Source organism: Paraburkholderia sp. JPY465, assembly GCF_050436725.1.
GTDB classification, from domain to species: domain Bacteria; phylum Pseudomonadota; class Gammaproteobacteria; order Burkholderiales; family Burkholderiaceae; genus Paraburkholderia; species Paraburkholderia youngii.
In genome coordinates this window covers 1,851,653-1,878,336 of the sequence record NZ_JBNDMT010000002.1, presented here as the reverse complement: position 1 = coordinate 1,878,336, position 26,684 = coordinate 1,851,653, and the positions used below count along the sequence as shown (strand labels likewise).

The 26,684-nt window shown below is 63.1% G+C and carries 23 protein-coding genes and 2 pseudogenes; 16 read left to right on the top strand and 9 right to left on the bottom strand.

All coding sequences use genetic code 11. The features are described 5' to 3' along the window. The first annotated feature begins 52 nt into the window (after positions 1-52). On the top strand, positions 53-958 hold the full coding sequence (locus tag QFZ94_RS10740) for an AraC family transcriptional regulator (RefSeq protein WP_429456759.1): 906 nt from the start codon (positions 53-55) through the stop codon (positions 956-958). 193 nt (positions 959-1,151) lie between these two features. Here the strand turns inward: QFZ94_RS10740 and QFZ94_RS10735 are convergent, their stop codons facing one another. Next, positions 1,152-2,312 carry an alpha/beta fold hydrolase gene (locus QFZ94_RS10735; RefSeq protein WP_429456757.1) on the bottom strand — a complete coding sequence of 387 codons (1,161 nt, stop codon included), beginning with the start codon at positions 2,310-2,312 and terminating at the stop codon, positions 1,152-1,154. 110 nt (positions 2,313-2,422) lie between these two features. On the opposite strand from QFZ94_RS10735, the gene QFZ94_RS10730 reads away from it, so the two are divergent. Next, on the top strand, positions 2,423-3,355 hold the full coding sequence (locus tag QFZ94_RS10730) for a LysR family transcriptional regulator (RefSeq protein ID WP_429456755.1): 933 nt from the start codon (positions 2,423-2,425) through the stop codon (positions 3,353-3,355). A gap of 869 nt (positions 3,356-4,224) precedes the next feature. Here QFZ94_RS10730 and QFZ94_RS10725 read toward each other — a convergent pair. Continuing rightward, on the bottom strand, positions 4,225-5,394 hold the full coding sequence (locus tag QFZ94_RS10725) for an IS91 family transposase (protein ID WP_429455915.1): 1,170 nt from the start codon (positions 5,392-5,394) through the stop codon (positions 4,225-4,227). A 16-nt stretch (positions 5,395-5,410) separates the two neighbouring features. Beyond that, entirely contained in the window at positions 5,411-6,289 is an 879-nt protein-coding gene (locus QFZ94_RS10720) for a tyrosine-type recombinase/integrase (protein ID WP_429455595.1), read from the bottom strand. Positions 6,290-6,536: 247 nt separating this feature from the next. Between QFZ94_RS10720 and QFZ94_RS10715 the strand changes: the two genes are divergently transcribed. Further along, positions 6,537-7,667, top strand: coding sequence for an IS110 family transposase (locus tag QFZ94_RS10715; RefSeq protein WP_184229108.1), 1,131 nt, complete (start codon positions 6,537-6,539; stop codon positions 7,665-7,667). Positions 7,668-8,026: 359 nt separating this feature from the next. Here QFZ94_RS10715 and QFZ94_RS10710 read toward each other — a convergent pair whose 3' ends face one another. Beyond that, a complete protein-coding gene (locus tag QFZ94_RS10710; RefSeq protein WP_429455971.1) occupies positions 8,027-9,187 on the bottom strand; it encodes an IS30 family transposase in 1,161 nt (386 codons plus the stop codon). Positions 9,188-9,852: 665 nt separating this feature from the next. On the opposite strand from QFZ94_RS10710, the gene atzF reads away from it, so the two are divergent. The 9 genes from atzF (at position 9,853) to QFZ94_RS10665 (ending at position 19,244) form a co-directional block, all read left to right on the top strand. Then, positions 9,853-11,703: an allophanate hydrolase gene (gene atzF / locus QFZ94_RS10705; protein ID WP_429457761.1), complete on the top strand. Its 1,851-nt coding sequence runs from the start codon at positions 9,853-9,855 to the stop codon at positions 11,701-11,703. A 32-nt stretch (positions 11,704-11,735) separates the two neighbouring features. After that, entirely contained in the window at positions 11,736-12,833 is a 1,098-nt protein-coding gene (locus QFZ94_RS10700; protein WP_429456753.1) for a BMP family ABC transporter substrate-binding protein, read from the top strand. 30 nt (positions 12,834-12,863) lie between these two features. Beyond that, complete coding sequence (locus QFZ94_RS10695; protein ID WP_429456751.1) at positions 12,864-14,018, top strand: ABC transporter permease; 1,155 nt, start codon at positions 12,864-12,866, stop codon at positions 14,016-14,018. Further along, positions 14,011-14,937 carry an ABC transporter permease gene (locus QFZ94_RS10690; RefSeq protein WP_368582084.1) on the top strand — a complete coding sequence of 309 codons (927 nt, stop codon included), beginning with the start codon at positions 14,011-14,013 and terminating at the stop codon, positions 14,935-14,937. Before QFZ94_RS10695 ends, QFZ94_RS10690 begins: the two co-directional genes overlap by 8 nt. 70 nt (positions 14,938-15,007) lie before the next feature. Then, positions 15,008-15,700 carry a biuret amidohydrolase gene (gene biuH / locus QFZ94_RS10685; RefSeq protein ID WP_368582085.1) on the top strand — a complete coding sequence of 231 codons (693 nt, stop codon included), beginning with the start codon at positions 15,008-15,010 and terminating at the stop codon, positions 15,698-15,700. Positions 15,701-15,702: 2 nt separating this feature from the next. Continuing rightward, positions 15,703-17,316, top strand: coding sequence for an ABC transporter ATP-binding protein (locus QFZ94_RS10680; RefSeq protein ID WP_429456748.1), 1,614 nt, complete (start codon positions 15,703-15,705; stop codon positions 17,314-17,316). A gap of 43 nt (positions 17,317-17,359) precedes the next feature. Then, on the top strand, positions 17,360-18,022 hold the full coding sequence (locus QFZ94_RS10675) for a cysteine hydrolase family protein (RefSeq protein WP_429456746.1): 663 nt from the start codon (positions 17,360-17,362) through the stop codon (positions 18,020-18,022). After that, positions 18,022-18,423, top strand: coding sequence for an oxalurate catabolism protein HpxZ (gene hpxZ, locus QFZ94_RS10670; protein ID WP_429456744.1), 402 nt, complete (start codon positions 18,022-18,024; stop codon positions 18,421-18,423). The genes QFZ94_RS10675 and hpxZ overlap by 1 nt, the downstream gene beginning before the upstream one ends. Positions 18,424-18,506: 83 nt before the next feature. Next, positions 18,507-19,244 carry a GntR family transcriptional regulator gene (locus tag QFZ94_RS10665; protein WP_008919499.1) on the top strand — a complete coding sequence of 246 codons (738 nt, stop codon included), beginning with the start codon at positions 18,507-18,509 and terminating at the stop codon, positions 19,242-19,244. A gap of 1,116 nt (positions 19,245-20,360) precedes the next feature. Here QFZ94_RS10665 and QFZ94_RS10660 read toward each other — a convergent pair. Then, positions 20,361-21,140, bottom strand: a complete 780-nt coding sequence (locus QFZ94_RS10660) for an SDR family oxidoreductase (protein WP_429456741.1) — start codon at positions 21,138-21,140, stop codon at positions 20,361-20,363. After that, complete coding sequence (locus QFZ94_RS10655) at positions 21,140-21,466, bottom strand: nuclear transport factor 2 family protein (RefSeq protein ID WP_429456739.1); 327 nt, start codon at positions 21,464-21,466, stop codon at positions 21,140-21,142. Before QFZ94_RS10655 ends, QFZ94_RS10660 begins: the two co-directional genes overlap by 1 nt. Positions 21,467-21,560: 94 nt before the next feature. Between QFZ94_RS10655 and QFZ94_RS10650 the strand changes: the two genes are divergently transcribed. Beyond that, positions 21,561-21,896 (top strand): winged helix-turn-helix transcriptional regulator, encoded by a 336-nt coding sequence (locus QFZ94_RS10650; RefSeq protein WP_429456737.1) that lies wholly within the window; start codon positions 21,561-21,563, stop codon positions 21,894-21,896. A gap of 270 nt (positions 21,897-22,166) precedes the next feature. Then, complete coding sequence (locus QFZ94_RS10645; protein ID WP_429456735.1) at positions 22,167-22,859, top strand: alpha/beta hydrolase family protein; 693 nt, start codon at positions 22,167-22,169, stop codon at positions 22,857-22,859. On the opposite strand, the gene QFZ94_RS10640 is transcribed toward QFZ94_RS10645, so the two are convergent. The 3 genes from QFZ94_RS10640 to QFZ94_RS10630 all read right to left on the bottom strand — a co-directional run bounded on the left by QFZ94_RS10640 (position 22,742) and on the right by QFZ94_RS10630 (position 25,180). Further along, positions 22,742-24,268, bottom strand: a complete 1,527-nt coding sequence (locus QFZ94_RS10640; protein ID WP_429456733.1) for a hypothetical protein — start codon at positions 24,266-24,268, stop codon at positions 22,742-22,744. The two genes, QFZ94_RS10645 and QFZ94_RS10640, sit on opposite strands and share 118 nt — an antisense overlap. A 406-nt stretch (positions 24,269-24,674) precedes the next feature. Then, positions 24,675-24,935 (bottom strand): hypothetical protein, encoded by a 261-nt coding sequence (locus tag QFZ94_RS10635; RefSeq protein WP_429456731.1) that lies wholly within the window; start codon positions 24,933-24,935, stop codon positions 24,675-24,677. 29 nt (positions 24,936-24,964) lie between these two features. Beyond that, positions 24,965-25,180 (bottom strand): hypothetical protein, encoded by a 216-nt coding sequence (locus QFZ94_RS10630; protein ID WP_429457799.1) that lies wholly within the window; start codon positions 25,178-25,180, stop codon positions 24,965-24,967. 163 nt (positions 25,181-25,343) lie between these two features. Between QFZ94_RS10630 and QFZ94_RS10625 the strand changes: the two are divergent. Both QFZ94_RS10625 and QFZ94_RS10620 read left to right on the top strand, forming a co-directional pair. Further along, a pseudogene (locus QFZ94_RS10625) lies at positions 25,344-25,832 on the top strand (AfsR/SARP family transcriptional regulator); the annotation flags it as partial. Next, a pseudogene (locus QFZ94_RS10620) lies at positions 25,816-26,544 on the top strand (AAA family ATPase); the annotation flags it as partial. The pseudogenes QFZ94_RS10625 and QFZ94_RS10620, both read left to right, overlap by 17 nt. Positions 26,545-26,684: the final 140 nt, after the last annotated feature.

Genomic DNA, 26,684 nt, shown 5'->3' with positions numbered 1-26,684 from the left:
CCTGCTCCGCTCACTAAGCTTGATCGACGCGCATTCTCCATACAGGGCAGCTATGTCGAACGAACTGGCCGTTGCACTGCTTCGTTATATCGAAACGCAAACAGGAACAAGCCCATACCGCACGGCCGTGGACGGGCTTCTGATTCTGCGCTCCGATCACCCCAAACCGCCGACATTTCTCCTGGCGCGCCCAGCACTGTGCATCGTTGCACAGGGTGCCAAATGGGCCAGCTTCGGTGGCGCGAAACTGGAGTACCGGGCCGGACAGGCGCTGGTGGTCGGCGTTGAGACTCCGTCGCAGGGCCGAGTGTTCGAAGCAAGTCCGGACAATCCTTGCCTGGTTCTGGTTCTGGAACTCGACCTGATGATCATGCGCGCCGTTGCAAGGGAGATGTCGTCGCCCCCTGTGGCGGCAGGAGACGCAAGCCGCGGCGTGTTCGTTGCGGACTTCGATGGCCCGCTGGCCGATTGCGCGGTGCGGGTCGTCCGCTTGCTGGATACCCCGGACGCAGTCAGAATTCTGTACCCGCTGCTCATGCGGGAGATTTGTTATTGGTTGCTAAGAGGTCCGAAAGGCGCCGAAATAGCAAAGCTGGCGTCGACCGGGAATGCCTCGCACGGCGTTCTGCGCGCGATGGAAAATATAAGAGCTCAATTTTCGCAGCCAGTGCGAGTGGAAGATCTGGCTGAAATTGCCCAACTAAGTCCGTCGGCATTCCACCGGCAATTCAAGGCGTTGACCGGACTTCCCCCTCTCCAATATCAGAAGCAATTGCGCCTACTGGAGGCTCGCAGGCTGCTGCTCTCACAGTCGATGAGCGTCCAGGCCGCCTCATTTGAGGTGGGATATGAGAGCCCCTCGCAATTCAGTCGGGAATACGCGCGGATGTTTGGCGCACCACCCAAACGAGACAAAGAGGACTCGACCAATGTGAAGACAATGCGCGATGCTGCTTGAGCTACCCCGGGAGTTCGAGGTTCGCACTTTATGGGCCCGCGCATCGCAACGTAGCCGTGGTCACATCGGCTCTACGACATGAACGGCAGTTACAGTCCCGGCAGGATCTCCAGCAATACCGCGTGGACCGCCGCGCCCTACAGAGGTTTGCGGACGCAGGTCACCGCCTACAAGCAGTGCCCGAAACACGCCATCAATTCACCCCATGTGGATTCGAGATTCTGAGCCGCCAGCCACCATCGGGGCCCTTCTCCATGACTTGGGTCGCAGTCCCGTGTTCTACGTGCTTCTGGCCGTCGGGTCGCGGGATGCTGAGGGTCCAGTCCAGCAGAACGAGCGCAATCTCGCCGCTCGACAGTACGAGGCGCACGGTATTTCGAACATGCGGTCGCATCGCTAGCAACTCCGCAAGCGACCGACGTAGGTCGCCTGGGTTTTCCACGAGGTCACCGTTCGTCATTCGCATTGTGGCGTTATTGCTGAATAGGCGGAGCACTGCATCGAGATCGTTGGCGTTCATCGCCGTATCGAAGGCGGCCGGGACGTCCGCAGGCGCGTTGCACACTACAGACTTGTCTTCAATCGCAGCGACAAAATTTGCGATGTGTTGCGCAACCTCCGCTGGTGATTCGAGTGGCGACAGGTGCCCGATGCCGGGAAGGATGTGCATCGCCGCATGCGGAACGCGAGGCAACAGTTCAGCCTGTAACGTGGCGACCCGATCCACCTGATCCCGCTCTCCCGAGATGACGATGGTCGGCACGACGATGGACGTCACCGCTGCGGAGATATCTTCGCGCATCGCGATCTCGGGCCACGCAGCCTTCGCTTGCGGTGCGGCCTTCAGGCTGTCTTCGATGACCTGTTCGCGGCACGCGGCATCGAGCGGTCTCGCGGTGAGGACGTTGTCGATCACGAACTCGACCGATTCGCGTGACTGGTAAGCGCCCGACAATGTCACGCGTTCCTCCTCGGAGAGAAGCATGGGCGAGGGCGGCGACGGCGCGACCAGCACCAGACCTTCGAGTCCCTCAGGCCGACGCGAAGCAATGAGTTGCGCGACCTTGCCGCCCATCGAATGACCGACAAGCACGAAGCGCTTCAAACCCAGCGCCTCGATCACGCCCTCGGCGTCGTTCGCCAGATCCTCGATACGGTAGCCATGCGCGGGTGCATCGGAGTCGCCCCAGCCGCGATGGTCCGTGGCCACGATGCGGTATCGGTCCGGCAGCGCCTGCGCTACCTTGTCCCATGTGCGCGACGATCCGCCATAGTAGTGCAGGAAGACCAGCGCAAGCTCTCCGCTGCCTCGCTGCGTGACGTGAATCCGTGTACCGTTCGTTTCGATGTCCATTTCCTACTCCTCGCTGGTTGGAAGGAGCATCGTAGAGTCGTGCATGTGATTTGATAATTGCTCGAATTTTGGCGACAGTCGATAATCCTGATATCGAATCAGGTGACGATATGGATCGACTGACCAGTCTTGGCGTGTTCGTTGTGGCCGTGGAAGAAGGCAGCTTCGCGGCTGCCGCGCGGCGTTTCGGGCTTTCGCCCGCGATGGCGGGCAAGCATGTAAGTGAGATCGAGGCACGGCTGAATGTGCGACTGCTTCAACGCACGACGCGGCGGCTGAGCCTGACGGACCCGGGCCAGGCTTACTACGAGCGTTGCAAGCAAATTCTCGAGACGTACGCCGAAGCCAATCGGGAGGCTAGCGATTCACACGGCACGGCCAGGGGCGTTCTGCGCGTCGCCGCGCCCGTCACGTTCGGTGCGATGCATCTCGGACAAGTCGTTGCGCGCTACGTCGAGGACCATCCGCAGGCGAATGTCGAGGTCGTGCTCGGGGATCGTTATGTCGATCTGCTCGATGCGGGCATCGACGTCGCTATCCGGATCGGGCGACTGGAGAATCCGGCGCTGGTAACACGCCGGGTCGCCCCTTGCCGGATGGTTATATGCGCATCGCGCGCGTACGTCGATCGGCATGGAACACCGCGCAAGCCGCGGGATCTGCTTCAGGCGCCCAGACTCGCGTTCAGCGAAGCGGTATCCGCCGGGGACTGGACGTTGTTCGATGCGAAGGGGCGTGCACATATTATCGAAGGACCCGTGCGGGTGTCGGCCAACAACATGCAGATGCTGCTGTCGGCCGCGCTCGCGGGCGCCGGTATTGTGTACGGCCCGACATTCGTCTTTGGGGAGCATCTGCGCAATGGGGAACTCGTCGCGCTGCTGCCGGCATACCGCGCCACCGAGCTGGTAGTGCAGACGGTCTATCCGAGCGCTCACCGGATACCGTTCAAAGTGCGGCGGTTCGTCGATTATCTTGCCGAAGCGTTCGGCAATGATCCGCCCTGGGATGATTGGAGCCAGGGAAAGACCGCCAGAAACTGAATTTGAGGTTTGGCGTTTCTCGAACCAGATTTGACCTTTTGAGTCCGGCCAAGAGCTGCTGTCCGCGCTTTCCGGAAAGTCGACACCCCCGCGGCCGCTTCGGTCCTGCCATCTGCCCGTGGACCAGCGAGCGTCGACCGGCTGTAACCGTTAAGCGTTGTTCGACGCCTGCCCATGTCTGCTGCCGCGTGAGTAAGCGACGGCGTATGCGGGCAGGCGTTGGACAACGCTCGAGGGAGGAAACCGCGGGGTGTACCGAGGCGGTTATGGGGATTGAAGTGATCGCGTGGCCCGGCTGATCACGCGTTGATCGGACGAAGCCGAGGCTGGCCTGATGCCGATGAAGTTGCGATGCCGTCGCACAGCGCATTGGTCGCGACTGCCGACAGGCGGCAACTTCTGCCTGGCGAGATGCACACAAACGTCTCCTGCTGGCGCTCGTTGCCGAGGAGCCGACAGTCGGACTGAAGATACCTGGTCATTCTGGTTCACGCATCACCTCTGCAACCAGGTGGCGCGCGAATCGGACCGTTAAGCGTTGTTCGACGCCTGCCCATGTCTGCTGCCGCGTGAGTAAGCGACGGCGTATGCGGGCAGGCGTTGGACAACGCTCGAGGGAGGAAACCGCGGGGTGTACCGAGGCGGTTATGGGGATTGAAGTGATCGCGTGGCCCGGCTGATCACGCGTTGATCGGACGAAGCCGAGGCTGGCCTGATGCCGATGAAGTTGCGATGCCGTCGCACAGCGCATTGGTCGCGACTGCCGACAGGCGGCAACTTCTGCCTGGCGAGATGCACACAAACGTCTCCTGCTGGCGCTCGTTGCCGAGGAGCCGACAGTCGGACTGAAGATACCTGGTCATTCTGGTTCACGCATCACCTCTGCAACCAGGTGGCGCGCGAATCGGGTGGCTACGCGGCAGGATATCGACGATGACCATCGGTGCGCCGCAATGCCGGCAGACAAATGTCGGTGCCGTTGTCTGGGCTGACGCGTCTTTACTGGCGGCAATGGTTGCCGGAGCGTGCAACAGCGCGCGTATCGTCGCCAGGTTCTGCCGGCGCACCGGGTTGGCGAGCAGACCGTAATGGCGGATGCGGTGGAAGCCCCCGGGCAGCACATGCAGCAGGAAGCGTCGCATGAATTCCTGGGGCGCAAGCGTCATCGTCTTGTGGCGTGTGCGGCCGCTGGCCCGATAGTCCTTCCAGCGGAAGGTCACGCCGCGCTCGTCGAACGTGACGAGGCGCTGGTTGGAGATGGCCACGCGATGCGTATAGCGCGACAGATACGCGAGTACTGCCTCAGGACCAGCGAACGGGCGCTTCGCATACACCACCCATTCGCAGGCGCGCAGTGGCGCAAGCCACCGGGTAAAGACCGCGGGATCGGCAAGTGCAGCGTACTCGCCAAAGAAGCGTAGCTGGCCCCGGCGACAGGCATGGGTGAGTTCTTCCAGGAAGCGCCGCCGGAACAGCCTCGAGAGCACACGTACTGGCAGGAAGAAGCCGGGCCGGCATGCGACCCACCGTTCACCGTCAGGCGCGAGGCCTCCTCCGGGAACGATGCCATGTACGTGAGGATGGTGCGTCAGCGCCGAACCCCACGTATGCAGCACCAGCGTGGCGCCAATCCGCGCGCCCAGATGCTTCGGATCGGCGGCGATGGTACGCAGGGTTTCGGCGGCAACGTCGAACAGCAGCCCGTAGATGATCGACTTGTTGTACCAGGCGATCGCGCTGATCGCCGCAGGCAGCGTGAAGACCACGTGGTAATACCCGACCGGTAGCAGATCGGCCTGACGTGCCTCGAGCCACCGGTGCGCGGCGCTCCCTTGGCACTTCGGACAATGGCGGTTACGGCAGGAGTTGTAGGCCACCTCGATCTGTTCGCAGCCACAACAGCGCAACACGTGCCCACCCAGCGCCGCGCTGCGGCACTGTTCGATCGCCGACATGACCTTCAGCTGTCCCAGGCTCAGCTGTACGGTCTGTCGCCACGCGGGCCCATGCGCGCGGAAGACGTCCGCGACTTCGGGCACGGCAGTGCGCCGTGTTTCAGCTGTTGTTGTGCAGCTTCTCCAGCGGACTGATCACTTCGCGCAGCAGGTCCGTCGCGACCTGGGCATAGAGCGCGGTCGTCTCCAGCTTCTTGTGGCCCAGCAGGACCTGGATGACACGGATATCAACCTTCTGCTCCAGCAGGTGGGTCGCAAAGCTGTGTCGCAATGTGTGCATCGAGACACGTTTGTTGATGTCTGCAGCGACGGCGGCGGCGTGGATGGCGCGGTTGAGCTGCCGTGTGCTGAGCGGATCGACCGGGTCGAGGCCTGGAAACAGCCAGCCGCCCTCCAGCATCCGGCCCTGCGCGTGCGCCACGCGCCACCAGACACGCAGGCGTTCAAGCAGTACCGGCGAGAGCATGGCGTAACGGTCCTTGCGGCCCTTGCCCTGCTCGATGCGCAGCGTCATGCGCTGGCCGTCCACGTCGCCGACCTTCAGCGCCACCACTTCACTGGCACGCAGGCCGGCGCCGTAGGCGACTGACAGTGCGGTCTGGTGCTTCAGGTTGCCGGTCGCAGCGATCAGGCGTCCCACTTCGTCCGGACTGAGCACGACCGGGAGCGTGCGGGGCACGCGCACCGGCTGCATCCGGGCCATCCGTTCGGGTTCGTGAAGCGTGATCTCGAAGAAGAACTTCAGTCCGGTGATCGCCGCATTGAGCGACACGGGCGACGTGCCGTGGTCGACCAGATGCAGCTGGTAACGCCGTAGATCCTCGACGGTGGCGGTGTCGGGCGGGCGCCCCAGAAACCGGGTGAACTCGCGTACGATGCGCAGATAACCGGCCTGCGTCTTCGGCGCCAGATGGCGCATACGCATGTCGTCGATCATGCGCTGGCGCAGTGGGCTGACAGTCTGGAGGGTATCAGTCATGACTCTGCTCCCGTTGAACGGCGAGGCGAATTACCTCGCCCATCAACATGAGAACAGAGTCGGTTTCCTCTCCATTGCTACTACCGCCGGCCGCAGCCCCTTACCGCGCGAGCGGTTTAGGCAGTATGACTTTCCGTGATGTGGTGGCTGGCCCGCCGTGAGAAACCAGACGCGGGTTAGCATTGCTGCCAGAGCCGCATGGTGTGCACGAGGGCGACACCCGGCGATTTCCAGCACGGAGGCCAGCATGGGACACGATAGCACTGTGTACGTCGGTCTGGATGTCCACAAGGAATCCATCACGGCAGCCTACGCCGTCGGGATAGGCGAGGTGGAATTGCTGGGCAAGATCGGCACTTCGAAGACAGACATCGATCGCCTGTGCCAGCGCATGCAGTCCAAGGCGACGCACGTTCGCATCGTCTACGAAGCAGGGCCATGCGGCTATGGCCTCTACCGGCAACTGGTGCAGAAGGGATTCGACTGCGTGGTATGTGCCCCGTCGCTGATTCCGAAGAAACCAGGCGAGCGGGTCAAGACTGACCGCCGCGACGCACTCAAACTCGTGCGCTCGTTGCGTGCAGGTGATCTCTCGTCAGTCTACGTGCCAGGCGTCGAAGATGAGGCATTCCGGGACCTGGCCCGCGCGTGGGCCGCCGCCAAAGCGGATCTCAAGCACGCGCGTCAGCGCCTCAAGTCGTTTCTGCTCTCTCATGGTATTCGTTACACCGGCAGCGCGAACTGGGGGCCGGCACATCGACGGTGGATCAGCACCTTCGTATTCCCCAACCACTGGCAACAACTGGCCTTTGACGAGTGCCGCCGCACCATTGAAGACAGACTCGCCCAATGCGACCGCCTCGAGGCGGCACTACGCGAGGCTGTCGTCAACTGGCGCTTCTATCCGGCCGTACTGGGACTGCAGACCATGCGCGGTATCCAGTTCACCACGGCCGTTGGCATGCTCGCCGAACTGGGTGACCTGTCGCGATTCGAGCATCCGCGACAGCTGATGGCCTGGCTCGGGGTGACGCCCTCCGAACACTCGTCAGGCGAGCGGCGCCGTCAAGGCAGCATTACAAAAAACGGGAACAGTTATGCAAGAAAGCTGCTCGTGGAGGCTGCGTGGAGTTACAGATACCCCGCTCGGGTGAGCCCCGACATCCAACGCCGCCATGAAGGAATTCCGAAACCGATCATTGACCGCGCATGGGATGCCCAGCTGCGGCTATGCCGGCGATATCGCAAGCTCGCAGCGCGCGGCAAGAATGTGAACACCGGCGTGGTTGCCGTTGCGCGAGAGCTCTCAGGGTTTATCTGGGACATCGGCAGACTGGCGATGTCTCTCGCCATACCGAAAGATGCCAGGCCGGTCTGACACTATCTCATCTTAACGAGGACACGGAGAGTTTCCTGAAGGCGGCGTAGCCCGGCACCCGAGCAACCCGCGATTGGACTATGCAACACATCTTATGCGACTTGCGACTTTAGGTAGCGGCAGGCTCATAGGGCGGACCACAGTAATGCGGTAACCAACCCGCGGATATCAGTGTGACCCACCGTCGAGACGTACTGCTACGTCGCCCTCAGGAAATTCAGATGTACCCAGACCGAGAACCGATCGCGATTGACACGGAAAGTCATATCAGTCCCTCGGTCGTGAAGACCCATTCGCATTTCGCCGATGTGGACAAGCACCTGCACCTGATCGTCAATGACAGCAAAGGGTCGGCGGATTCAACCGGTCGATGCAATAGTTTGGTTAAACCGCTCGGCTGGCGTTTCGTAATTCAGTGTCTTCCTCGGACGTTCATTGAGCCGTCTCGCCACAGCATTGAGCCTAGTCTGTGAATACACCGACAGGTCGGTACCTTTCGGGAAGTATTGCCTCAACAGTCCATTCGTGTTCTCGTTCGACCCACGCTGCCAGGGATGTTGTGGGTCGCAGAAGTAGACGGCAATGTCCGTGGCAACAGTAAAGCGTTTGTGGCTGGCCATCTCAGTGCCGCGATCCCAGGTTAGCGATTTGTAGAGTTCCTGGGGCAATTTGCAGGCATGTTTGATGAGCGCATCGGCAACCACCTCGCTGTCCTTGCTGGCAATCTTCACCAGCATCACATAGCGTGTCTGGCGCTCGACGAGCGTCGCAATCTGGCTGCTCCCGCTGCCGCAAAGCAGATCACCCTCCCAATGTCCCGGCACTGCGCGGTCCTCGATCGTGGCTGGACGTTCGCTGATCGACACCGTGTCGCGGATCCTGCCGTGGTCGCCCGTCTTCTGCGTGTAATGGCGGGAACGCCGCATGACCCGGGTACGCCGCAAATGTTCGAGCAATTCCTTCTTCAAGACACCACGGGCCTGGATGAAGAGACTGCGGTAGATGGTCTCGTGTGACACGTGGTAATCCTCGTTGTCCGGGTACGCGCGCCTGAGCCATCCCGCGATCTGCTCGGGCGACCACTCCAGTTGAAGTTTGTCTGCCACGATGCGTGCCAACATCCGGTGTTCGACCAGCTTACAGACTTTGGGCCGCTGCGCCCGATCCCAGGCAAGCTGATCGGCGTGACTTGCCCGATAGCCATCCTGCCCACTGTTGCGTTTGATCTCGCGGCAGATGGTAGAGGGAGCCCGCGCAAGCCGACTGGCGATTGACTGGATCGAATCGCCAGCAACAAGCGCGCTCGATATCTCTTCCCGCTCGGCTAATGTTAGCGCCAGCCGCGAACGATGTCGCTTTGCCGGCGGGATTCCACCGGCTTCGCCGATGATCCGCTGCACGGACGAGTGGTGGCGATCGAAGAGCTGGGCGATATGCTCGAGAGACTCACCCTTTCGCCAGCGCTCCCACATCAGCGCTTTCTGCTTCTCGCTGTAGTAAATCCGGTGTCGCTGTTTCATTTGCAACACTCCCGCCGCTCATGCAGCGTTCATTGTGTTGCATCGACCGGTTGAATCCGCCGTCATGCAGCAGCCACAAAGCGTGTGACTGGCGAGCGTCCGCTTTGGCCGAATTGCGTGCAAAGAACGACCGTCAGGTTTCGGATCTGTACGCGACGCGAGCCAGCAGGCACACGTCAAAGCACTCCTCCGGAGCACGACTCTTGGAACCTGTGCCGCATTCACAACCGGAACCCGATCTTCAGCGGCCGGCCAGAATAGCCGGCTCCAACCGAAGAACCGCTGGCCAAATCCGGAAGCTCGCGGTCAGCGGCAACTGACCCGGAACTGCATCCCTACTGCACGCTAATCCAGATGTCCCGGCATCGGTGTGATGTTGCCAGATTAACCGCCCTCCGGCCCAGCGCCAGAATCCGGTGGGTGACCACCATGGCGCGATAGCCGGGCGGACCACCGCGCGCGCCCTTCTCCTTGGGTAGTGCACGATGAGCGGGACACGTGCACCAACCCTAACCAATCGCGACCCACGCTGGATCACAGGTAGGCAAGTACCAGCGTTCAGGCCAATGTGAAAATCGTTGCCCGGCAAGGACTTTCTGGCAAGTTACCCTCCTTGGCACATTTGCTGCAAGCATGAGCCCAAACTTGTATTCAAGATTGAACGCATGCTTCCCGACGCCTTCTTCAAGGTTCGAGCACTGCTCGAATCCTACGCCACCAAAAGCACGACGCCTCGCGACATCGTCGACACGCTGATCGCCCGGATCGAAGCCTCCTGTCGCCCTGAAGTCTGGATATCGCGCGTGAGTGCCGCCGATCTCGCCAGCCGGGCTGCCGCGCTCGAAGATGCGCGCGGGCGCCTGGGCGCCGCGATCTTTGAGCGGATGCCGCTGTTCGGCGTACCGTTCGCGGTGAAGGACAACATCGACGTCGCCGGCATGCCAACCACCGCGGCCTGCGACGCCTTTGCTTACACGCCCGCAGCCTCGGCATTCGCCGTCGATCGTCTGCTCGACGCCGGCGCCATCCTCATCGGCAAGACGAATCTCGACCAGTTCGCCACAGGCCTTGTCGGCACACGCTCGCCCTATGGCGCCGTGCGACAGTTCGAATCCGATGCGCACATCTCCGGCGGATCGAGCTCTGGCTCGGCGATCGTTGTTGCGGCTGGACTCGCTGCGTTCTCGCTCGGCACGGATACCGCTGGCTCGGGGCGTGTTCCGGCGGGCTTCAACGAGCTCGTGGGCCTCAAGCCGACGCCTGGTCTCGTAAGCAAGCGGGGCGTGGTACCGGCGTGCCGGAGCCTGGACTGCGTGTCGATCTTCGCGCATGACGTGGGCGACGCCTGGGAGGTCCTACTGCAGATGGCGAAGTACGATGGAGACGATGGCTATGCGCGCCGAGTGCCGCCACTCGGACTGCCCCATGCACCGCTGCGCCTCGCCGTACCGGAGCAGTTGACCTTCCACGGCGACGGGCAGGCTCGTCAGGCCTTTGCCGCCACGCTCGACACGATTGCTTCGCGGCTTGCGCTTTCGCCAACAAGCGTGCCGTTCGAACCGATGCAGCGAACTGCCGCGCTGCTTTACGACGGCCCATGGGTAGCGGAGCGTCGTGCCGCGCTCGGTTCCTTCTTCGAGACGAATCGCGCCGACATCGATCCGGTTGTCGCCGAGGTGATTGCGAAAGCGGACGGCTACAGCGCCGTCGACGCGTTCAACGGGCAGTACGCACTCGCCGCCCTGCGGCGCGAAGTGGAAACGCTGTTCGAGGCGATCGACGTCCTCATCGTGCCGACCACGCCCACGCATCCAACCTTCGACGAAGTGCGTGCGGACCCGATCGGGTCGAACAGCCAGCTTGGCATCTATACCAATTTCGTGAATCTGCTCGATCTGTGCGCTCTGGCGGTGCCGGGCATTCGCCGGGCGGACGGCCTGCCAGCGGGCGTGACGCTGATCGCCCCAGCGGGCGCCGACCACCGCCTGGCAGTGCTGGGCGCACGCATCCAGGCGCTCTTCATGGCGCATGCCACACCCGACGACGCTGGCAGCATCGCCGCGCGACCGCTGCCCTTCGAAGAGCCGACGGTGAAGCTCGCCGTGGTCGGCGCTCATCTGCGCGGGCAGCCGCTCTGCTGGCAACTGCTCGAGGCTGGCGCGCGTTTCGTCGAGACCACCACCACGTCTTCGCACTACCGCCTTTACGCGCTCGCCGGCACGAAACCGGCCAAGCCCGCTCTGGTGCATACGCCGCACGAGGCCGGCCAGCCCATCGAAATCGAGCTCTGGGAAGTGCCGCTGCGCAGCTTCGGCGCATTCGTTGCCCACGTGCCAGCGCCGCTCGGCATCGGCAGCGTACAGACAGCCGATGGACTCATCGTTAAGGGCTTTATCAGCGAGCCCTCAGCGGTCGCACCAGGCAGCGGCGCACACGACATCACTGCGTTCGGCGGCTGGCGTGCATGGCTCGCAACGGCGGCTGAAACGCAAGCCCAATCCGATCTGCAAACCTGACTTTATGCATTGAACTCACGAGGAGTCCAACCATGACAGACCGTCGCGATTTTCTCAAGGGCGCTGGCGCCCTCGTCCTAAGCAGCACATTCCCGTTCGACCTCGCTTTCGGTGCCGAGCCGCTTACGCTCGGCGTCCTCTACGTCGGTTCACGCGGCGACTACGGTTACAACCAGGCACAAGCGCAGGCTGCGGCTGTCATCAAGAAGCTGCCGAACGTAAAGGTCGTCGAGGAGGAGAACGTGCCCGAGACCGTCGCTGCCCAAAAGACCATGGAGGCGATGATCGAGCAGGACGGTGCGACGCTCATTTTCGCGACCTCGTTCGGCTACTTCGCTCCCCATGTGCTGAAGATGGCCGCCAAATATCCGAAGGTTCGCTTCGCCCACTGCGGCGGTCTCTGGAAGAGCGGCAATCCGGCCAACATCTCCAGCTACTTCGGCTATATCGACGAATGCCAGTATCTGAACGGCGTCGCGGCAGGCCATGCGAGCAAGACGAAGAAGCTGGGCTTCGTCGCGGCCAAGCCTATTCCGCAGGTGCTGCGCAACATCAATTCGTTCACGCTGGGCGCGCAGTCGGTGGATCCGTCGATCACCACGCACGTGATCTTCACGGGCGACTGGTCGATGCCGGTGAAGGAGGCGGAGGCCGCGAACAGCCTCGTCGATCAAGGCTGCGACGTGCTCACGTGTCACGTGGACGGACCCAAGGTCGTGATCGAGACAGCCGAGAAACGCGGCGCGATGAGCTGCGGTTACCACGCAAGCCAGGCGGCGCTGGCTCCGAAGGGCTATCTGACGGGCGCCGAATGGGACTGGGCGACGCCCTACAAACTGCTCGTCACAAACGCGCAGACGGGCAAGCCGCAGCCGAACATTCTTCGCGGCGGCCTGCGCGAAGGCTTCGTGAAGATGTCGCCGTACGGCGCGAAGGTGACTCCCGATGCGCGCACGCAAGCCGACGCCGCGAAGGCGAAGATGGTCGCGGGCGACTACGTCATCTTCAAGGGGCCGATGAAGGACAACAAGGGCGGCAGCGCCATTGCGGCCGGCACGAGCTACGCACAGACCGATATCGCGCTTGAAAGCATGAATTATCTGGTTGCCGGTGTGGTTGGCCAGATCTGAGGACCGCAAGCGCCTTCGTCAGGAGTCGTGATGTCCGCTTCCCTTTCTCCCGCTCACGGGCCGTCGCGAAGACTGCCTGCAAGTCTCGCGCGCCTGCTGCTTGCCCTGTTGCCCGCGTTGCCGACCGTATGTGCAATCGTGGCAACTCTGGCGATCTTCGGCATCTTCCTGCTCGTGCAGGGGCAGCCGGCCATCGAGGCGCTTGGTCTCATTGGCAAAGGCGCGTTCGGCTCGTCGTTCGCATGGCAGAACACCTTGCTGCGTGCCGCACCGCTCATGCTCACGGCTCTGTGCGTCGCGCTGCCTGCCCAGGTTGGCCTGATCGTGATTGGCGGCGAAGGCGCGCTCGCGCTGGGCGGGCTCGCGGCCGCCGTCGTGCCGCAGTGCCTGCCGCATGCTACGCCGTGGATCGTCGCGACGCCGCTGATGGCGATTGCAGGCATGCTGGCGGGCGGCCTGTGGATCAGCGCGGTGGGCGCGATGCGTCAATGGCGTGGTGTCAACGAGACCATCAGCAGCCTGCTGATGTCGTATATCGCCATCGCCGTTTTCAAGTTTTTCGTCGAAGGACCGCTGCGCGATCCCGCGAGTCTCAACAAACCTTCGACGCTGCCCCTCCCCGACGCCATGAGCATCGGCCCGCTGCCGGGACTCGACGTGCACTGGGGCCTCTTCTGGGGCGTGCTCGCGTGTCTCGCTGCCTGGGTGCTCGTGCGTCACAGCACGCTCGGCTTCGCCATGCGCGTAACGGGTGGCAATGTGCGCACGGCGCGCCTTGTCGGCTTGCCTGTGGGCGGGCTCGCGCTCACCGCCTGCGCGCTAGGCGGTGCATCAGCCGGCCTTGCCGGAATGTTCGAAGTCGCGGCCGTGCAAGGCAGCGCGAACGCGTCGCTGCTCTCGGGCTACGGCTATGCGGGCATCCTTGTCGCGTTCGCGGCACGCCAGAATCCGTTCGCCGTGATCGTGTGCGCGCTGATGGTCGGCGGCATCGAGGCGAGCGGCAGTCTGCTGCAACGCCGCCTCGGCCTGCCCGACGCCGCCACGCTCGTGCTGCAAGGCCTGCTTTTCGCAAACCTGCTGGCCTGGGAGGCACTGGCTCCCGGTCTTGCCGGCTTGCGCATGAAACTTCAGGTCGCCGCGCTCGACGCCCCGTCTGCTTCACAGGAGCGTACCCGCCATGTCTGACCTTCATTCGCCCGCTGCGGTGCTGCTGATTTCGCTCTTCGCGGGGGCCATTCGCGTGAGTACGCCGTATCTGTTCGTGAGCCTCGGCGAGTGCCTGACCGAGAAAGGAGGCCGCGTGAATCTCGGTCTCGAAGGCATTCTCGTCTCCGGCGCCATGTGCGGCTATGCGGGCTCGTATCTCTCGGGTTCGCCGTGGATCGGCGTGCTCGCGGCGGCCGCGGCCGGTCTGGTGCTCGGCTGCCTGCATGGGTTGGTGTGCTCGCTGCCGCGTGTTTCCGATATCGCGTTCGGTATCGCGCTCATGCTGTTCGGCACCGGCCTGGCGTTCTATCTCGGCAAGCCGTTCATCGAGCCGCAGGCAGCGATGCTCCCGTCGATCGATCTCGGCGCGTGGGCCGCCTCGCAGCAAGTGCACAACGCGCTGCATATCAATCTGCTCTTCGTGATTGGGGTCGTGCTTGCCGTCGCCTTGCAGTGGGGACTGCGCTCGATGCGCTGGGGCATGACGCTGCGGCTCGTCGGCGAGAACGCCGAGAGCGCGCGTGCAATGGGCTATCCCGTCACGCGGGTACGTGTCATCGCGACGGCGGTTGGCGGGCTCTTCGCGGGCGTGGGTGGTGCCTATCTCTCGCTCGTCTATCCCGGTAGCTGGAACGAGGGGCTTTCGAGCGGCCAAGGCCTGATGGCCGTCGCCCTCGTGATCTTCGCGCGCTGGCAGCCGCTGCGCTGTCTTTGGGCTGCGCTGCTGTTTGGCGCTGCCGGAGCGCTTGGCCCCGCCCTGCAGGCAATCGGCGTGACCAGCGGCTATTACCTGTTCAACGCCGCCCCTTACGTGCTGACGCTCGCGCTCATGATCATCAACTGCCGGCCGGACCGCACGCTGGCGGGCGCCCCCGGCGAGCTGAGCCTGACGCGCTGAGCGCGAACCGCTTCCGACCGACTGAATCCAGAATCGCGTGATCGCGAAGGCGCCCGCCCGGAGAATCGACATGACCCGAACCATCGAAGCCCGCCCCTATTCCTGGCCCTACGACGGGAACCTGCGCCCCGACAACACGGCGCTCGTCATCATCGACATGCAGACCGACTTCTGCGGATACGGCGGCTACGTCGAAAAGATGGGCTACGACCTCTCGCTCACGCGCGCACCGATCGAGCCGATCAAGCGCGTTTTGGGGCTGATGCGCGAACTCGGCTTCACGATCATCCACACCCGTGAAGGGCATCGGCCGGATCTGTCCGATCTGCCCGCAAACAAGCGCTGGCGCAGCCGCCAGGCGGGCACGAACGGTATCGGCATCGGTGACATGGGACCGTGCGGCCGCATACTCGTGCGCGGCGAGCCGGGCTGGGAAATCATCGACGAACTCACGCCACTGCCGGGCGAAATCATCATCGACAAGCCTGGCAAAGGCTCATTCTGCGCGACGGACCTCGAACTGATCCTGCGCACGCGCGGCATTGCGAATCTCGTGCTCACTGGCATCACGACGGATGTGTGCGTCCACACGACGATGCGCGAAGCAAACGACCGCGGCTTCGAATGCACGTTGCTCGCGGACTGCTGCGGCGCGACCGACAAGGGCAACCACGACGCCGCGCTGAACATGGTCCTGATGCAGGGCGGCGTGTTCGGCACGGTGTCCAGTTCGGCGGCGCTTGTCGCTGCCCTGGAGCAGTGACCATGAGCACCGCGACACGCGCGCTCGGCGTCGAGGTGATAGGCGCGAGCAAGTCGTTCGGATCGTTCCGCGCACTCGATGACGTTTCGATCAGGGTCGCTCCCGGAACGGTTCACGCGCTGCTCGGCGAGAACGGAGCAGGCAAGAGCACGCTCGTAAAGGGGCTCGTAGGCTACGGCCTGCTCGATCACGGCACGATCGTGGCCGATGGACGCGAGGTGCACATCGCTTCCCCGCGCGATGCACAAGCGCTCGGCATCGGCATGGTCTATCAGCATTTCACGCTCGCGGCCGGGCTCAGCGTCGCGGAGAACCTGCTCCTCGCGCGCGGCAACCTGTCATGGAAGATCGACTGGGCGGCAGAGCGCAGAGCGCTCGACGCCTTCATGCGCCGGATGCCGTTTCACCTCGAACTCGATGCGCCGGTTTCGTCACTCGCGGCGGGAGAAAAGCAGAAGCTGGAAATTCTCAAGCAGCTGTATCTGGAGCAGCGCTTCCTGATTCTCGACGAGCCCACCTCCGTGCTCACCCCGCAGGAAGCCGACGAAGTGCTGGGCCTCATGCGCACGCTTGCCTCGCGCGGCGACCTCACGGTGCTGATGATCACCCACAAGTTCCGCGAGGTAATGGCCTATTCGGACAACGTCACGGTATTGCGCAAGGGCCGCTTCGTCGGCACCTGCGCGGTGGCCGACACCGACCGCGACCGGTTGGCCGCCTGGATGATGGGCAGCGACGCAAGCGCGCAAACGCGTGAGGGCGCCGCTGAAGTCACCGACGAGTTCAGGCTTGCGCGCCGGCCGCACTCACCCGACGCTCTGGTTCGGCTCTCGCTATCGAGCCTTTCGGTCGTCGACGAGCGTGGGCACGCCGCCGTGCGCGAGGCGTCGCTGAGCGTGCGCGCGGGCGAGATCCTCGGGCTTGCGGGCGTGTCCGGCAACGGTCAGAAGGAACTGATCGAAGCGCTCGTTGGGCAGCGCAAGGTCAAGTCGGGCGCGATGGCCGTAGAAGGTTCGCCCTATGCCGCGACGCGCGTGGAGATGACACGCATGCGCGTGTTCGCCCTTCCCGAGGAACCGCTGCGCAATGCTTGCGTGGCAGGCATGAGCGTGGCCGAGAACATGGCGTTGCGGGATTTCGACCGCGCGCCGCTGCGACGCGGCGGATGGTGGCTCGATCGTCGCGCCATGCGCTCGCGCGCCGAGCGGCTGATTGCAGAATTCAACGTGCGGCCTCCGCTGCCCGAGCGCGCCATCGGCACGCTGTCGGGCGGCAACATACAGCGAGCCGTGCTGGCGCGCGAACTTGGGCACGCAGTGAACGTGCTGATCGTCGCGAATTCTGTGTTCGGACTCGACTTTGCCTCCGTGGCGGACATCCACGCCCGCATTCTCGCGGCGCGCGATGCCGGTGCGGCTGTACTGCTCGTGAGCGAAGATCTCGACGAGCTGCTGGAGCTTGCCGACCGGATCGTGGTGATGGCCGAGGGACGTCTCATCTACGAGACTGCAGCAAGCGAGGCGGATCGAGTGGTGCTTGGGCGTCATATGGCGGGCCACGGCGACGAAGGCAGGCCGCAGACGGCTGAGCCGGCCGAGCTGCACGCAAGCGCCTGAGCGCCACGCGAACGAAGCACAACGCAAACGGAGAAATGTCGCGATGACAACCATCGCCAGCGCAAAGCCCATGCCGTTCACTTTCGACGCGGGTCATACGGCGCTCGTCGTGATCGACATGCAGCGCGACTTCATCGAGCCGGGTGGCTTTGGCGAGGCACTCGGCAACGACGTATCGCTGCTTTCAGGCATCGTGCCGACCGTCGCGCGGCTGCTCGCGCATGCGCGCTCGGCGGGATGGCAGGTCGTGCACACCCGCGAATCGCACGCACCCGACCTGTCCGACTGCCCGCCGGCCAAACGCATGCGCGGCATGCCGAATGCGCGCATTGGCGACGAAGGACCGATGGGCCGCATCCTCGTGCGCGGCGAGCCCGGCAACGCGATCATCGACCCGCTCGCGCCGATCGAAGGCGAACTCGTCATCGACAAGCCCGGCAAAGGCGCTTTCTACGCCACGCGGCTCGGCGAGGAACTGTCGATTCGAGGCATCACGCATCTCGTGTTCGCGGGCGTGACGACCGAGGTCTGCGTGCAGACTTCGATGCGCGAGGCCAACGATCGGGGCTACGAGTGTCTGCTGGTCGAGGACGCGACGGCGAGCTACCTACCGGCGTTTCGCGAAGCGACGATTGCAATGATTCATTCGCAGGGCGGCATCGTCGGCTGGACCGCTCCGCTCGATGCACTGCTGGGGGCAAACTGATGATGGAAGTGAACCGGCCCGAGATCGTCGCGCAGGTCGCGGCAGCTTTCGAGGCTTACGAGCGCGCGCTCGTCGACAACGATGTCGAGACGATGAACGCCTTATTCTGGGACGCACCCGTGACGGTGCGCTATGGCATCGCCGAAATCCAGCATGGTGGCGACGCGATCCGTCGCTGGCGGCAAACCTGCGTGCCGGTGCCCCGCTCGCGCCGGTTGCACCGCACCGTGGTGACGACGTTTGGCGGCGACTACGCGACGGTGAGCACTGAGTTCACGAGCGACACGACGCCTTTGACGGGCCGCCAGATGCAGACCTGGGCACGGCTGAATGAGGCAAACGATAGGTTCGGCGGCTGGATGATTGTGGCGGCGCACGTCAGCCTCATCGAGACCGTTTAAGGGCGGATAATAGGGAGGCGGTCCTGTCGCCCACCACCTCACCGACGCGCCGCACCACTCTCGACGTAATCGATACCTGACTCATGCACGACTTGACCGAAGCCGCCGCCGAATCCTCCGCAGCATCCGGCACGAAGGTGGTCTATAGCGCGAACCCTCTTGCCGAGCAGGTGTACCAGCTGATCAAGCAGGACATCTTCAGCTTTCGGCTGTTTCCCGGCGACCGCTTTTCCGAAAACGATATTGCCCAGCACTACGGCGTGTCGCGCACGCCGATGCGCGATGCGCTCTTCCGTCTCGCACGCGAAGGCTATCTCGTGGTGGGCTTCAGGCGCGGCTGGAAAGTCTGCGATATCGACTTCAATCAACTCGACCAGCTGTATGACCTGCGCATCGTTCTTGAACTGGCGGCGCTCGAGCGGCTCTCGGGTGCCCCACACGATGCCATGGATGCGTTGCGAGCAATATGGTGCGTTGACGAACGGGAACGCGAAAGCCGTCCGGCGACGATGTTCGTGCTCGATGAGGGCTTTCACCGCGGCCTCGTGAGTGCTGCCGGCAACAATGAGATGCTGCGCGTGCACAACGAAGTGACCGAGCGCATCCGCATCGTGCGGCGGCTCGATTTTCTCAAGGCGCATCGCACGAGCGCGACGTATGACGAGCATTCGGCGATGCTCCATCTCATCGATCGTGGCAAGTTTGGCGAGGCTGCCATCCTGCTGCGCGCTCACATTACGCAAAGCAAGCTCGAGGTGAGAAAGATCACGCTGTCGATGCTCGCGACTGCGCGCAACGAGAAGCTGCCCTTCGTCAGCTAGCTGAGTGCACCATTTTCGGTGCTTTGCACACCGAACCCAAATCTTCGGAGCGGGTCGGGCGTGGCTTTTTATCGATTCAGCACGCGGACATTGTCTGCAGGCGCCGAGCGCGCATTGCGACGTACTACGCATGGCGTTCCATATGGCAGAGACGATGTCAGCGGCCGCTGGAACATAGATGACCATTTTGCCTGCGAAACTGCCGTTGGCATGATTAGCCGTCTAACGGCAGAAGTGGGTCGGTTCCGGGCGATCGCGTCGGACAGAGGGCGGCCACTTTCCTCTGCTCGCCTGTGCGCAGCGGTTAGTCGAACGGCTGATCCACTCCGAAACCCGTCCGATGCTCAACGGGCGATTGTCGGCCATTGCCGACGCTCGCCATTCGGCCGCCATGCGTCTGCAGCTCGCCGCTTTGCTGTCGCGATGCGGTGCATTCGAATGTCGGCTTCCCGGAACTGCGAACGAGTCTTGACGACCCTAAACAGCCTGTTGCACCCAGCTTGCCAGTGTCCTTTGACGACCACATATCAGGCACTGGAACATCCCGGTTGACTCGACACTCTGTAACTGGATCGGCTACAAAACGGAAAGCGATACGTGAGGGAGATTTTTCGGCGCCTGTCGACAGCCTTCCTTCTCCCGAAAGTGCGTTGTGAACCCTCGATGCTATGGCACAGACCGTCCTGCGGCATTGGTTTGTGCGGTGAGTATGCGCGCCGAAGTTTTTGGATGGCCTTCGCAAGGTCACTTGAGGATGGCAGACCGAACAGGCGAGCCTAATCTATGCGCTGAAGACAATCGACGTCGCACCGTCGTGACTACGAACCAGCAGCGATCGCGTGCAACAATCGGATTCGCTTCTTATATTGCAACGGGCTCGACGCCTCAAAACGGCGATGGAAACCGACAGCCTTACGACTCGCCCTCGCAGCTTCACTATCGGCAAGCGGAGCGCGCAGGCCCGCGAGGGCCAAAGGCGTCACGGGTCAAGACCGGATGGCAGCGGCTTCCGCGGCGCGGAGCGCACGCCCCAACGCAGCAGCGGTACACCAGGACGCACAGGGTGCCCGGGCGATGAGTGCCGCAGGATCGTATCGGTGTCCCGATGGATCAGTCTTACGCGGTGGGAATCGTTCCGCCGTCGATCACGTACTCTGCCCCGCTGATCGCCGCCGCACGCGGCGAGATCAAAAACGCGATCAGGTTCGCGACTTCCGCCGGCTTACACGGCCGTCCGAGCGGGATGCCACCCAGCGCGTCCATAATGATCTGCTTGCCGCCTTCGTAATCCGTACCGGCCTGGCTGGCAAGCCGCTCTGCCAGCGCAACTGCCGCTTCGGTTTCCACCCATCCCGGCGACACGCGCACGACGCGCACGCCCTTAGGCGTGATTTCCTTCGACAGACTCTTGCTGTACGTGGACAGTGCAGCCTTGGCGGCAGCATAAGCCGTGGTTGATTCCGGCAAGGGCAAACGATTCTGGATGGACGTGACGTGGATGATGACGCCTGCACGTTGCTCAATCATCTTCGGCAACAACGCCCGATCCAGTCGTACGGCTGGAAACAGATTGAGATTCAGTTCTTTCTGCCATTCGGTTTCATCCAGCGCGGCAAAACCGCCTGCCGGGGCTGACGATCCGCCCAGGACATGGATGATGGCGTCCACGCCACCCAGCCGGCTTTCGACGGCCTGTGCTACGGTGGCGCAACCCTCCGGCGTAGTGAGGTCGGCTTCGACGAACATGGCGTCGGGAATGAAGTCCGGCTTGGCACGAGCCGTCGTCAGAATGCGCGCGCCGAGTTCGCCGAGCAGTTCGACGACGGCGCGGCCAACGCCCTTCGTGCCAGCCGTGACCAGCACACGCTTGCCCGTTAGTTCGCGGGTCGTGGTCATCAGTGGATCTCCAGAAATTCAATCTTGTGGTCCGTGAGCCGGAATACATGTTTCAGGTCGGCGAGACCTCCGGGGAAGTTGCCAGCATATTGAGCCACGACAGTGACGCCGGCGTCGTCTTGCACGAACGTCAACGGCTCTACGCTATAGCCATACTTGCGCTGCGCTTCCGCCAGCCAGGTTTCGATTGCTTCGTGTCCCTGATACGTCTGGCCTTCATCGTGGACAACGGCCTTTTCGGAAAAAGCACGTCGCAGCGATGAAGGCGCGGCACCATTGCTCACCTGAAAAAAAGTGGAGACCGCATCGGGTAGTGAAATGTCCATGCCAGTAGCCGCTGAGGGCAAAGTGTCGATACAGGAATTTTCGCTATAAACTTACTATTGAACAAGAACGCACGGAAAAGTAAGTTACCTACCTATGGGAAAGGAATACACCCCCGACACGGCCGCAGTCGGTGTCGAAGCAGTGCTGAAATTGCTGGAAGGGCGCTGGAAGCTGGTCATCCTGTTCCACCTTTTCGATGGCAAGGTGCAGCGCTTCTCTGATCTGGAGAAGCTCGTCCCTGGCATTTCGCAAAAGATGCTCGCGCAGCAGCTACGCCAGTTGGAGGCGGACGGGATCGTGGCAAGAAAGCTCTATGCCCAGGTGCCGCCCAAGGTGGAATACCGGTTGACTGATTGGGGACAAGCACTCTGTCCCGCTCTGGACGCCCTTCTCAAATGGGCGGAGCAGCGCAACGGTTGCCCTAGGTAATCTCCGTTGATTGGCCGAGCAAGCCAAGCCGGATCAGACTCTCCGCGGTCGCAACAATGGCTTCAGCGGCCCAACGGCGCTTCGACCGCTTTGAGCGTCTGTTGATGGAGTCAAAAGAGTCCTGGAACACGACACGATCAATGACCGCAATTGGGCCGGGTTAACGCAGTGTCCTCCGCAATTTGCTCGCCGGATGCCGCCGCAACCGCTCCCCGGTGCCTCATTGATGCAGAATCGGCGCTAAGGCCACAACGACACGACCTGAATACGATGGACGACCCAGAATCGCTTTCCATAGCACTGCCCGACGGCACTAAGGTCTCTGCGCTCCTCCGAGTGCCGGAGGACGCGCGAGCCCTGTATGTCTTCGCGCACGGTGCCGGGGCGGGCATGCAGCACGCCGGCATGTCGACTTTGGCCGACGCGCTTGCGGCGTCCAATGTCGCCACATTGCGCTACCAGTTTCCGTACATGGAGCGGGGCTCCAGGCGGGTGGACTCGCCGGCCGTGGCACATGCTGCCGTGCGGGCAGCCGTCGCAGAGGCCCGCCGGCGGCTGCCAGCCCTGCCGCTCTTCGCCGGCGGCAGGTCGTACGGCGGCCGCATGACGTCCCAGGCCCAGGCCATCTCCCCGCTCGACGGTGTGCGTGGCCTCGCTTTCGTCGCATTCCCGCTGCACCCGGCGGGCGCGCCCGGCGTGGAGCGGGCACGGCACCTGGCGGACGTCACGGTGCCCATGCTTTTCCTGCAGGGTACGCGCGACAAGCTGGCCGAGTTTCACCTCCTGAAGTCGGTCGTCGAGACCCTCGGGTCACGCGCCACCCTGCATGTGGTGGACGACGCAGATCATTCGTTACACGTGCGCGCGTCCTCCGGCCGGACCGACGCGGAGGTCATGCTCGAACTGGCACGGACGATGTCGGCGTGGTTCTTCGCCGAAGGAGAGTTCGTGCCCGTTACCTGAGCGAGCGCAGGAATGCAGGAATGCGTGTAGCAGAGTCGGGACGGCGAGCCGGCGAATTCGCCGTGCTGCACTCGCGCGCTCAATCCCTTCGCTATCCGCAGATGCGCAGGCAGCTGGCCGCCAGTCGGTCCGAGGTCCTGGATGATCATGCCTGTCGCGAACGACTGCGTGATCTTGCCTGTGCCCAGGTTCCAGCCCACCAATGCGCCCGCTCCCGCATCACAGACGTTGCCGCCGAAGTGCCCGCAATAGTTCGGGTTGTAGGTCACAGGGCCCGTCGCATACGACTGTGTGATGGTGCCCGAGTTGACGTTCACGAGGCCGCCCACGTATGAGACGTGAGCAAAACCTTCGACGGCGCCCGTCGCGAACGACTGCCGGATCACTCCCGTTTCGCCATTTCCATTGACAAGGCCTCCGCCCGAGTGCCCGACGCCCGCGCTGCTCGACGACCGGGTGATGAGACCGTCGTTGTACCCCACGAGGCCACCAGCGCCGGGGCCATCGAATGTGCCGGCACTGCCGCTAGAATGTGCATTAGCGATCGTGCCGTGATTGATGGCGGCCAGGATGCCCATGCTGGCATTGAGCAGGGCCTCATCGCCGCCCGCACGGCCGTTCACGGTGACGTTGCGCACGACCGCCGTCGGACCGATCACACCGAAGAGCCCGACGGCGTGAGGCGAAAAATCGAAGATCTCCGACGTAGCACTTACGGTCAGATTCGAGATCGCCCGGCCCATGCCATCGAACTGGCCGGTGAACGGCGTCGGCAGATCGCCGACGAGCACGTTCGGCGGGGCACCGGGGTTCGTTGCATCGACATCTTTGCCGAGCGCGTAGTTGCCTGCCAGATCTCCCGCGATGTTCAGGATGTCGCTGCGTGTATTCACCAGCCAGTAGGCCGTGATCTGGTCAACGAGCCCGCTATCGAAGGGCGCCGTCCACGCCGTGTTTCCGCGCATCGTACCGAGCGTCGCGCTGCCATTCATGTCGTACAGCACGCTGACGATGCCTGTGCTGTTCGACCAGTCGACGGTTCCGCCGCTGCGCACGCTGCCGCCGTTGTCGATACCCGAGGCGTCGGCGCGTAAGATCAGATTTCCCGCACCGTTGTTGGCGATGGTCGTACCCGTCGTCACCGAGACGTCGTGGTTTGCGGCGAGCGTGAGCGAAGCCGGACCAGACCAGCGCAGGCTCGACGCGACGCCCAGGTCGCCCGTCGCGCCGTTGGCGCCCGTCGTGGTGACATCGACCGAGGTGCCGGCGGGAAGGACGCCCGCTGCGAGCGTCGCATGGGCAAAGAACAGCCCGGTGACAGAAATACCGATGGCGAGCCACAGGCGCCCGTCTGACTGCCCACGATGAACTGCGCGTCGCGCGCTCCGAGTTAGCTTTGGACGCGACATACAACCCCCTTTCCGCGTCGGGCGCGGGATGGCCGACGACGATCTGCAGAGCCGACCTTGACTGCGTTAGTCGTAGCGTCTGAAGAATAGCTGCTCGACTTGTGGGCGCATGCCGATACCTCTGCTTTTTGCGCCTACTTTGACTCGGCGGTAGTGGCCGCTTCTCATATGGGCTCCCTGACGCGCCTGAAATCGACGCGAAACTGCTCGACGGGCAGTGTGTTCTCGGCGGCGGTCGATGACCGTTCGCAGTGCGGATGCGACGTCTGAATGTCCGCCCGACGGAGGAGGCGAGTGACGCTTCATGGCGGAGAACCCCTGTTCACCGAAGTTCCGGATGGCTGCTGTGGCGAAGTGGGAGCGGGGCAAGCGGCCGCCGAAGTCGCGGCTGCCGCCGCGTGTCGCATCACCGGGCGAACGGGCCGGTTTGGCTTGCTGAGGCCTCGAAAGCAACGGGTACAGAAGAGAGGCCTGGCTTCCGGCCAACTGCTGACGCCTGTTGTTGTGTCATCCAGTACCGCTGACGCGCCGCATCGTACTGTAGATGACCAAGCGTGACCTGCACCCCCAACCACCCGTGCACTGCCGCCCGATCAGTCCCCGTCCTCTTCGCGAGCTGCCGTGCGGACAGCGGGTTGTTAGCCAGTGCTCCGTACAGCAGGAGCATGTCAAATCCGGCTTGCGTTGCTCCCGACTTCAACCCCCCCGCCCATGCACCAGCAGGCCGAGGTATGCCGACAGCTTGCCTTGGTAGTTAGCCATTTTCGCCTCCAGTGATTCCCGGTAGCAGCGCATTCCGCTCTGATAGTAATCTGCGTGAGAGCGACGATCCGATGATTGCCGTTTCACGAAATCAGCGTGCGCCTCGAAAGTTGTATTGAGCGTTGGAGCCAGCGTGGGAAAACTCGACATTGCTGACGCTTCGTGCGGACCACTGAGCATTCGCCTCTTTGGCGAACTCGAACTGACGCGTGACGGCGCGCGGGTTCCGTTGCCCGCTTCGCGCCGCACTCGCGCGCTGTTGGGCTATCTCGTTCTGGCTGGCGTCGCGGTCTCGAGACCCGCTCTGTGCGACATGCTGTGGGATGGCCCCGACGATCCGCGCGCTGCGCTTCGCTGGAGCCTGTCCAAGCTGCGCCCTTTGCTCGACGACCCGGCGCACGAGCGCATTGTGGCGAGCCGCACGGATGTCGCTTTCGACGCCGCCGGCGCATTTGTCGATGCAACGAGGCTTCAGGCGCTACTCGCGCAAGGAGCCGGGTCCACGTCGATTGCAGCGCTCGAAGAAGCAGCGCGATTGCTGCGTGGTGACTTTCTCGCCGGGCTCGAACTGCCCGGCTGCTACCGCTTCTACAACTGGTGTGTTGGCGAGCGCGAACGTTTTGGCCGGATTCGCGCGACGGTCCTGCGCACTCTTGTCGCGAGGCTTGCGCCAGATATGCCTCGTGCGTTGCAGTACGGCCGCGAGCTGGTCGACGCCGATCCGCTCGATGAATCTGCCCACGCAGCGCTGATTGGACTGCTCGAAACCGCTGACTGTCGTACGGATGCGCAGCAGCATCACCGCTACGCCCGCGATCTGCTGCAACGTGAGGTGGGCGCACGCGCATGTGCGAGCCTCGACGATGCGGTTCGGCGCATGCGCGACGATACTCGCCGCTTGCGCCTGGATCATGCTGCAGATCATCTCCCGGCCGATAGGCATCGCGCGCGTCAATATGGTTCAAAGGAAGCCTTGCCAAGCGCGAGTGGCGACACCAGTAATGAGAGAGACGGTCGCGCCTGTACCGCTCATCGGGCGCGAAGTGGAACGCGCGCGGCTCGACGGCCTTTTAACTTCGTCATCGGTAGCCGGAAAACTGACGCTGTTGACGGGCGAGCCGCGCATTGGCAAGACCCGCCTGCTCGAGTATTTCAGCCAATGCGCGTCGAATGCGTCGTATCGTGTGCTGCACGCTCGCTGCTACGAAGCGGAAAGTATCCGCCCTTACGGCATCTGGATAGACGCTTTGCGCAACGTGCCGAGCGGCGCAGCGCAGACTGTTGACGAAGCGCTCGCGCCGCTCTTGCGTCCGCCTGTCGACGGCGGGTCGAGGCTCCTGGGCGACGAGCGCAGCCGCGAGCGGCTTTTTGAAGCGGTGGTCGCGCTGCTCGACCGCCTCTCGGTCGAACGGAGGCTCGCTTTCGTCTTCGACGATCTGCAGTGGCTAGACGGAGCATCCGCAGCGTTGCTGCACTTCGTGCTGCGACGCTGCAACGTGGGGTCGCCTGTTGTTTTCGTCGGCGCCGCACGTCCTGCCGATATCGACGACAATCGCTTTGCAGCGGCCTTGCTGCAATCGCTTGGGCGTGAAGGCAACGTGACGCGACTCGGGCTTGCGCCACTTTCCGCCAACCAGGTGGCGGCACTTATCGA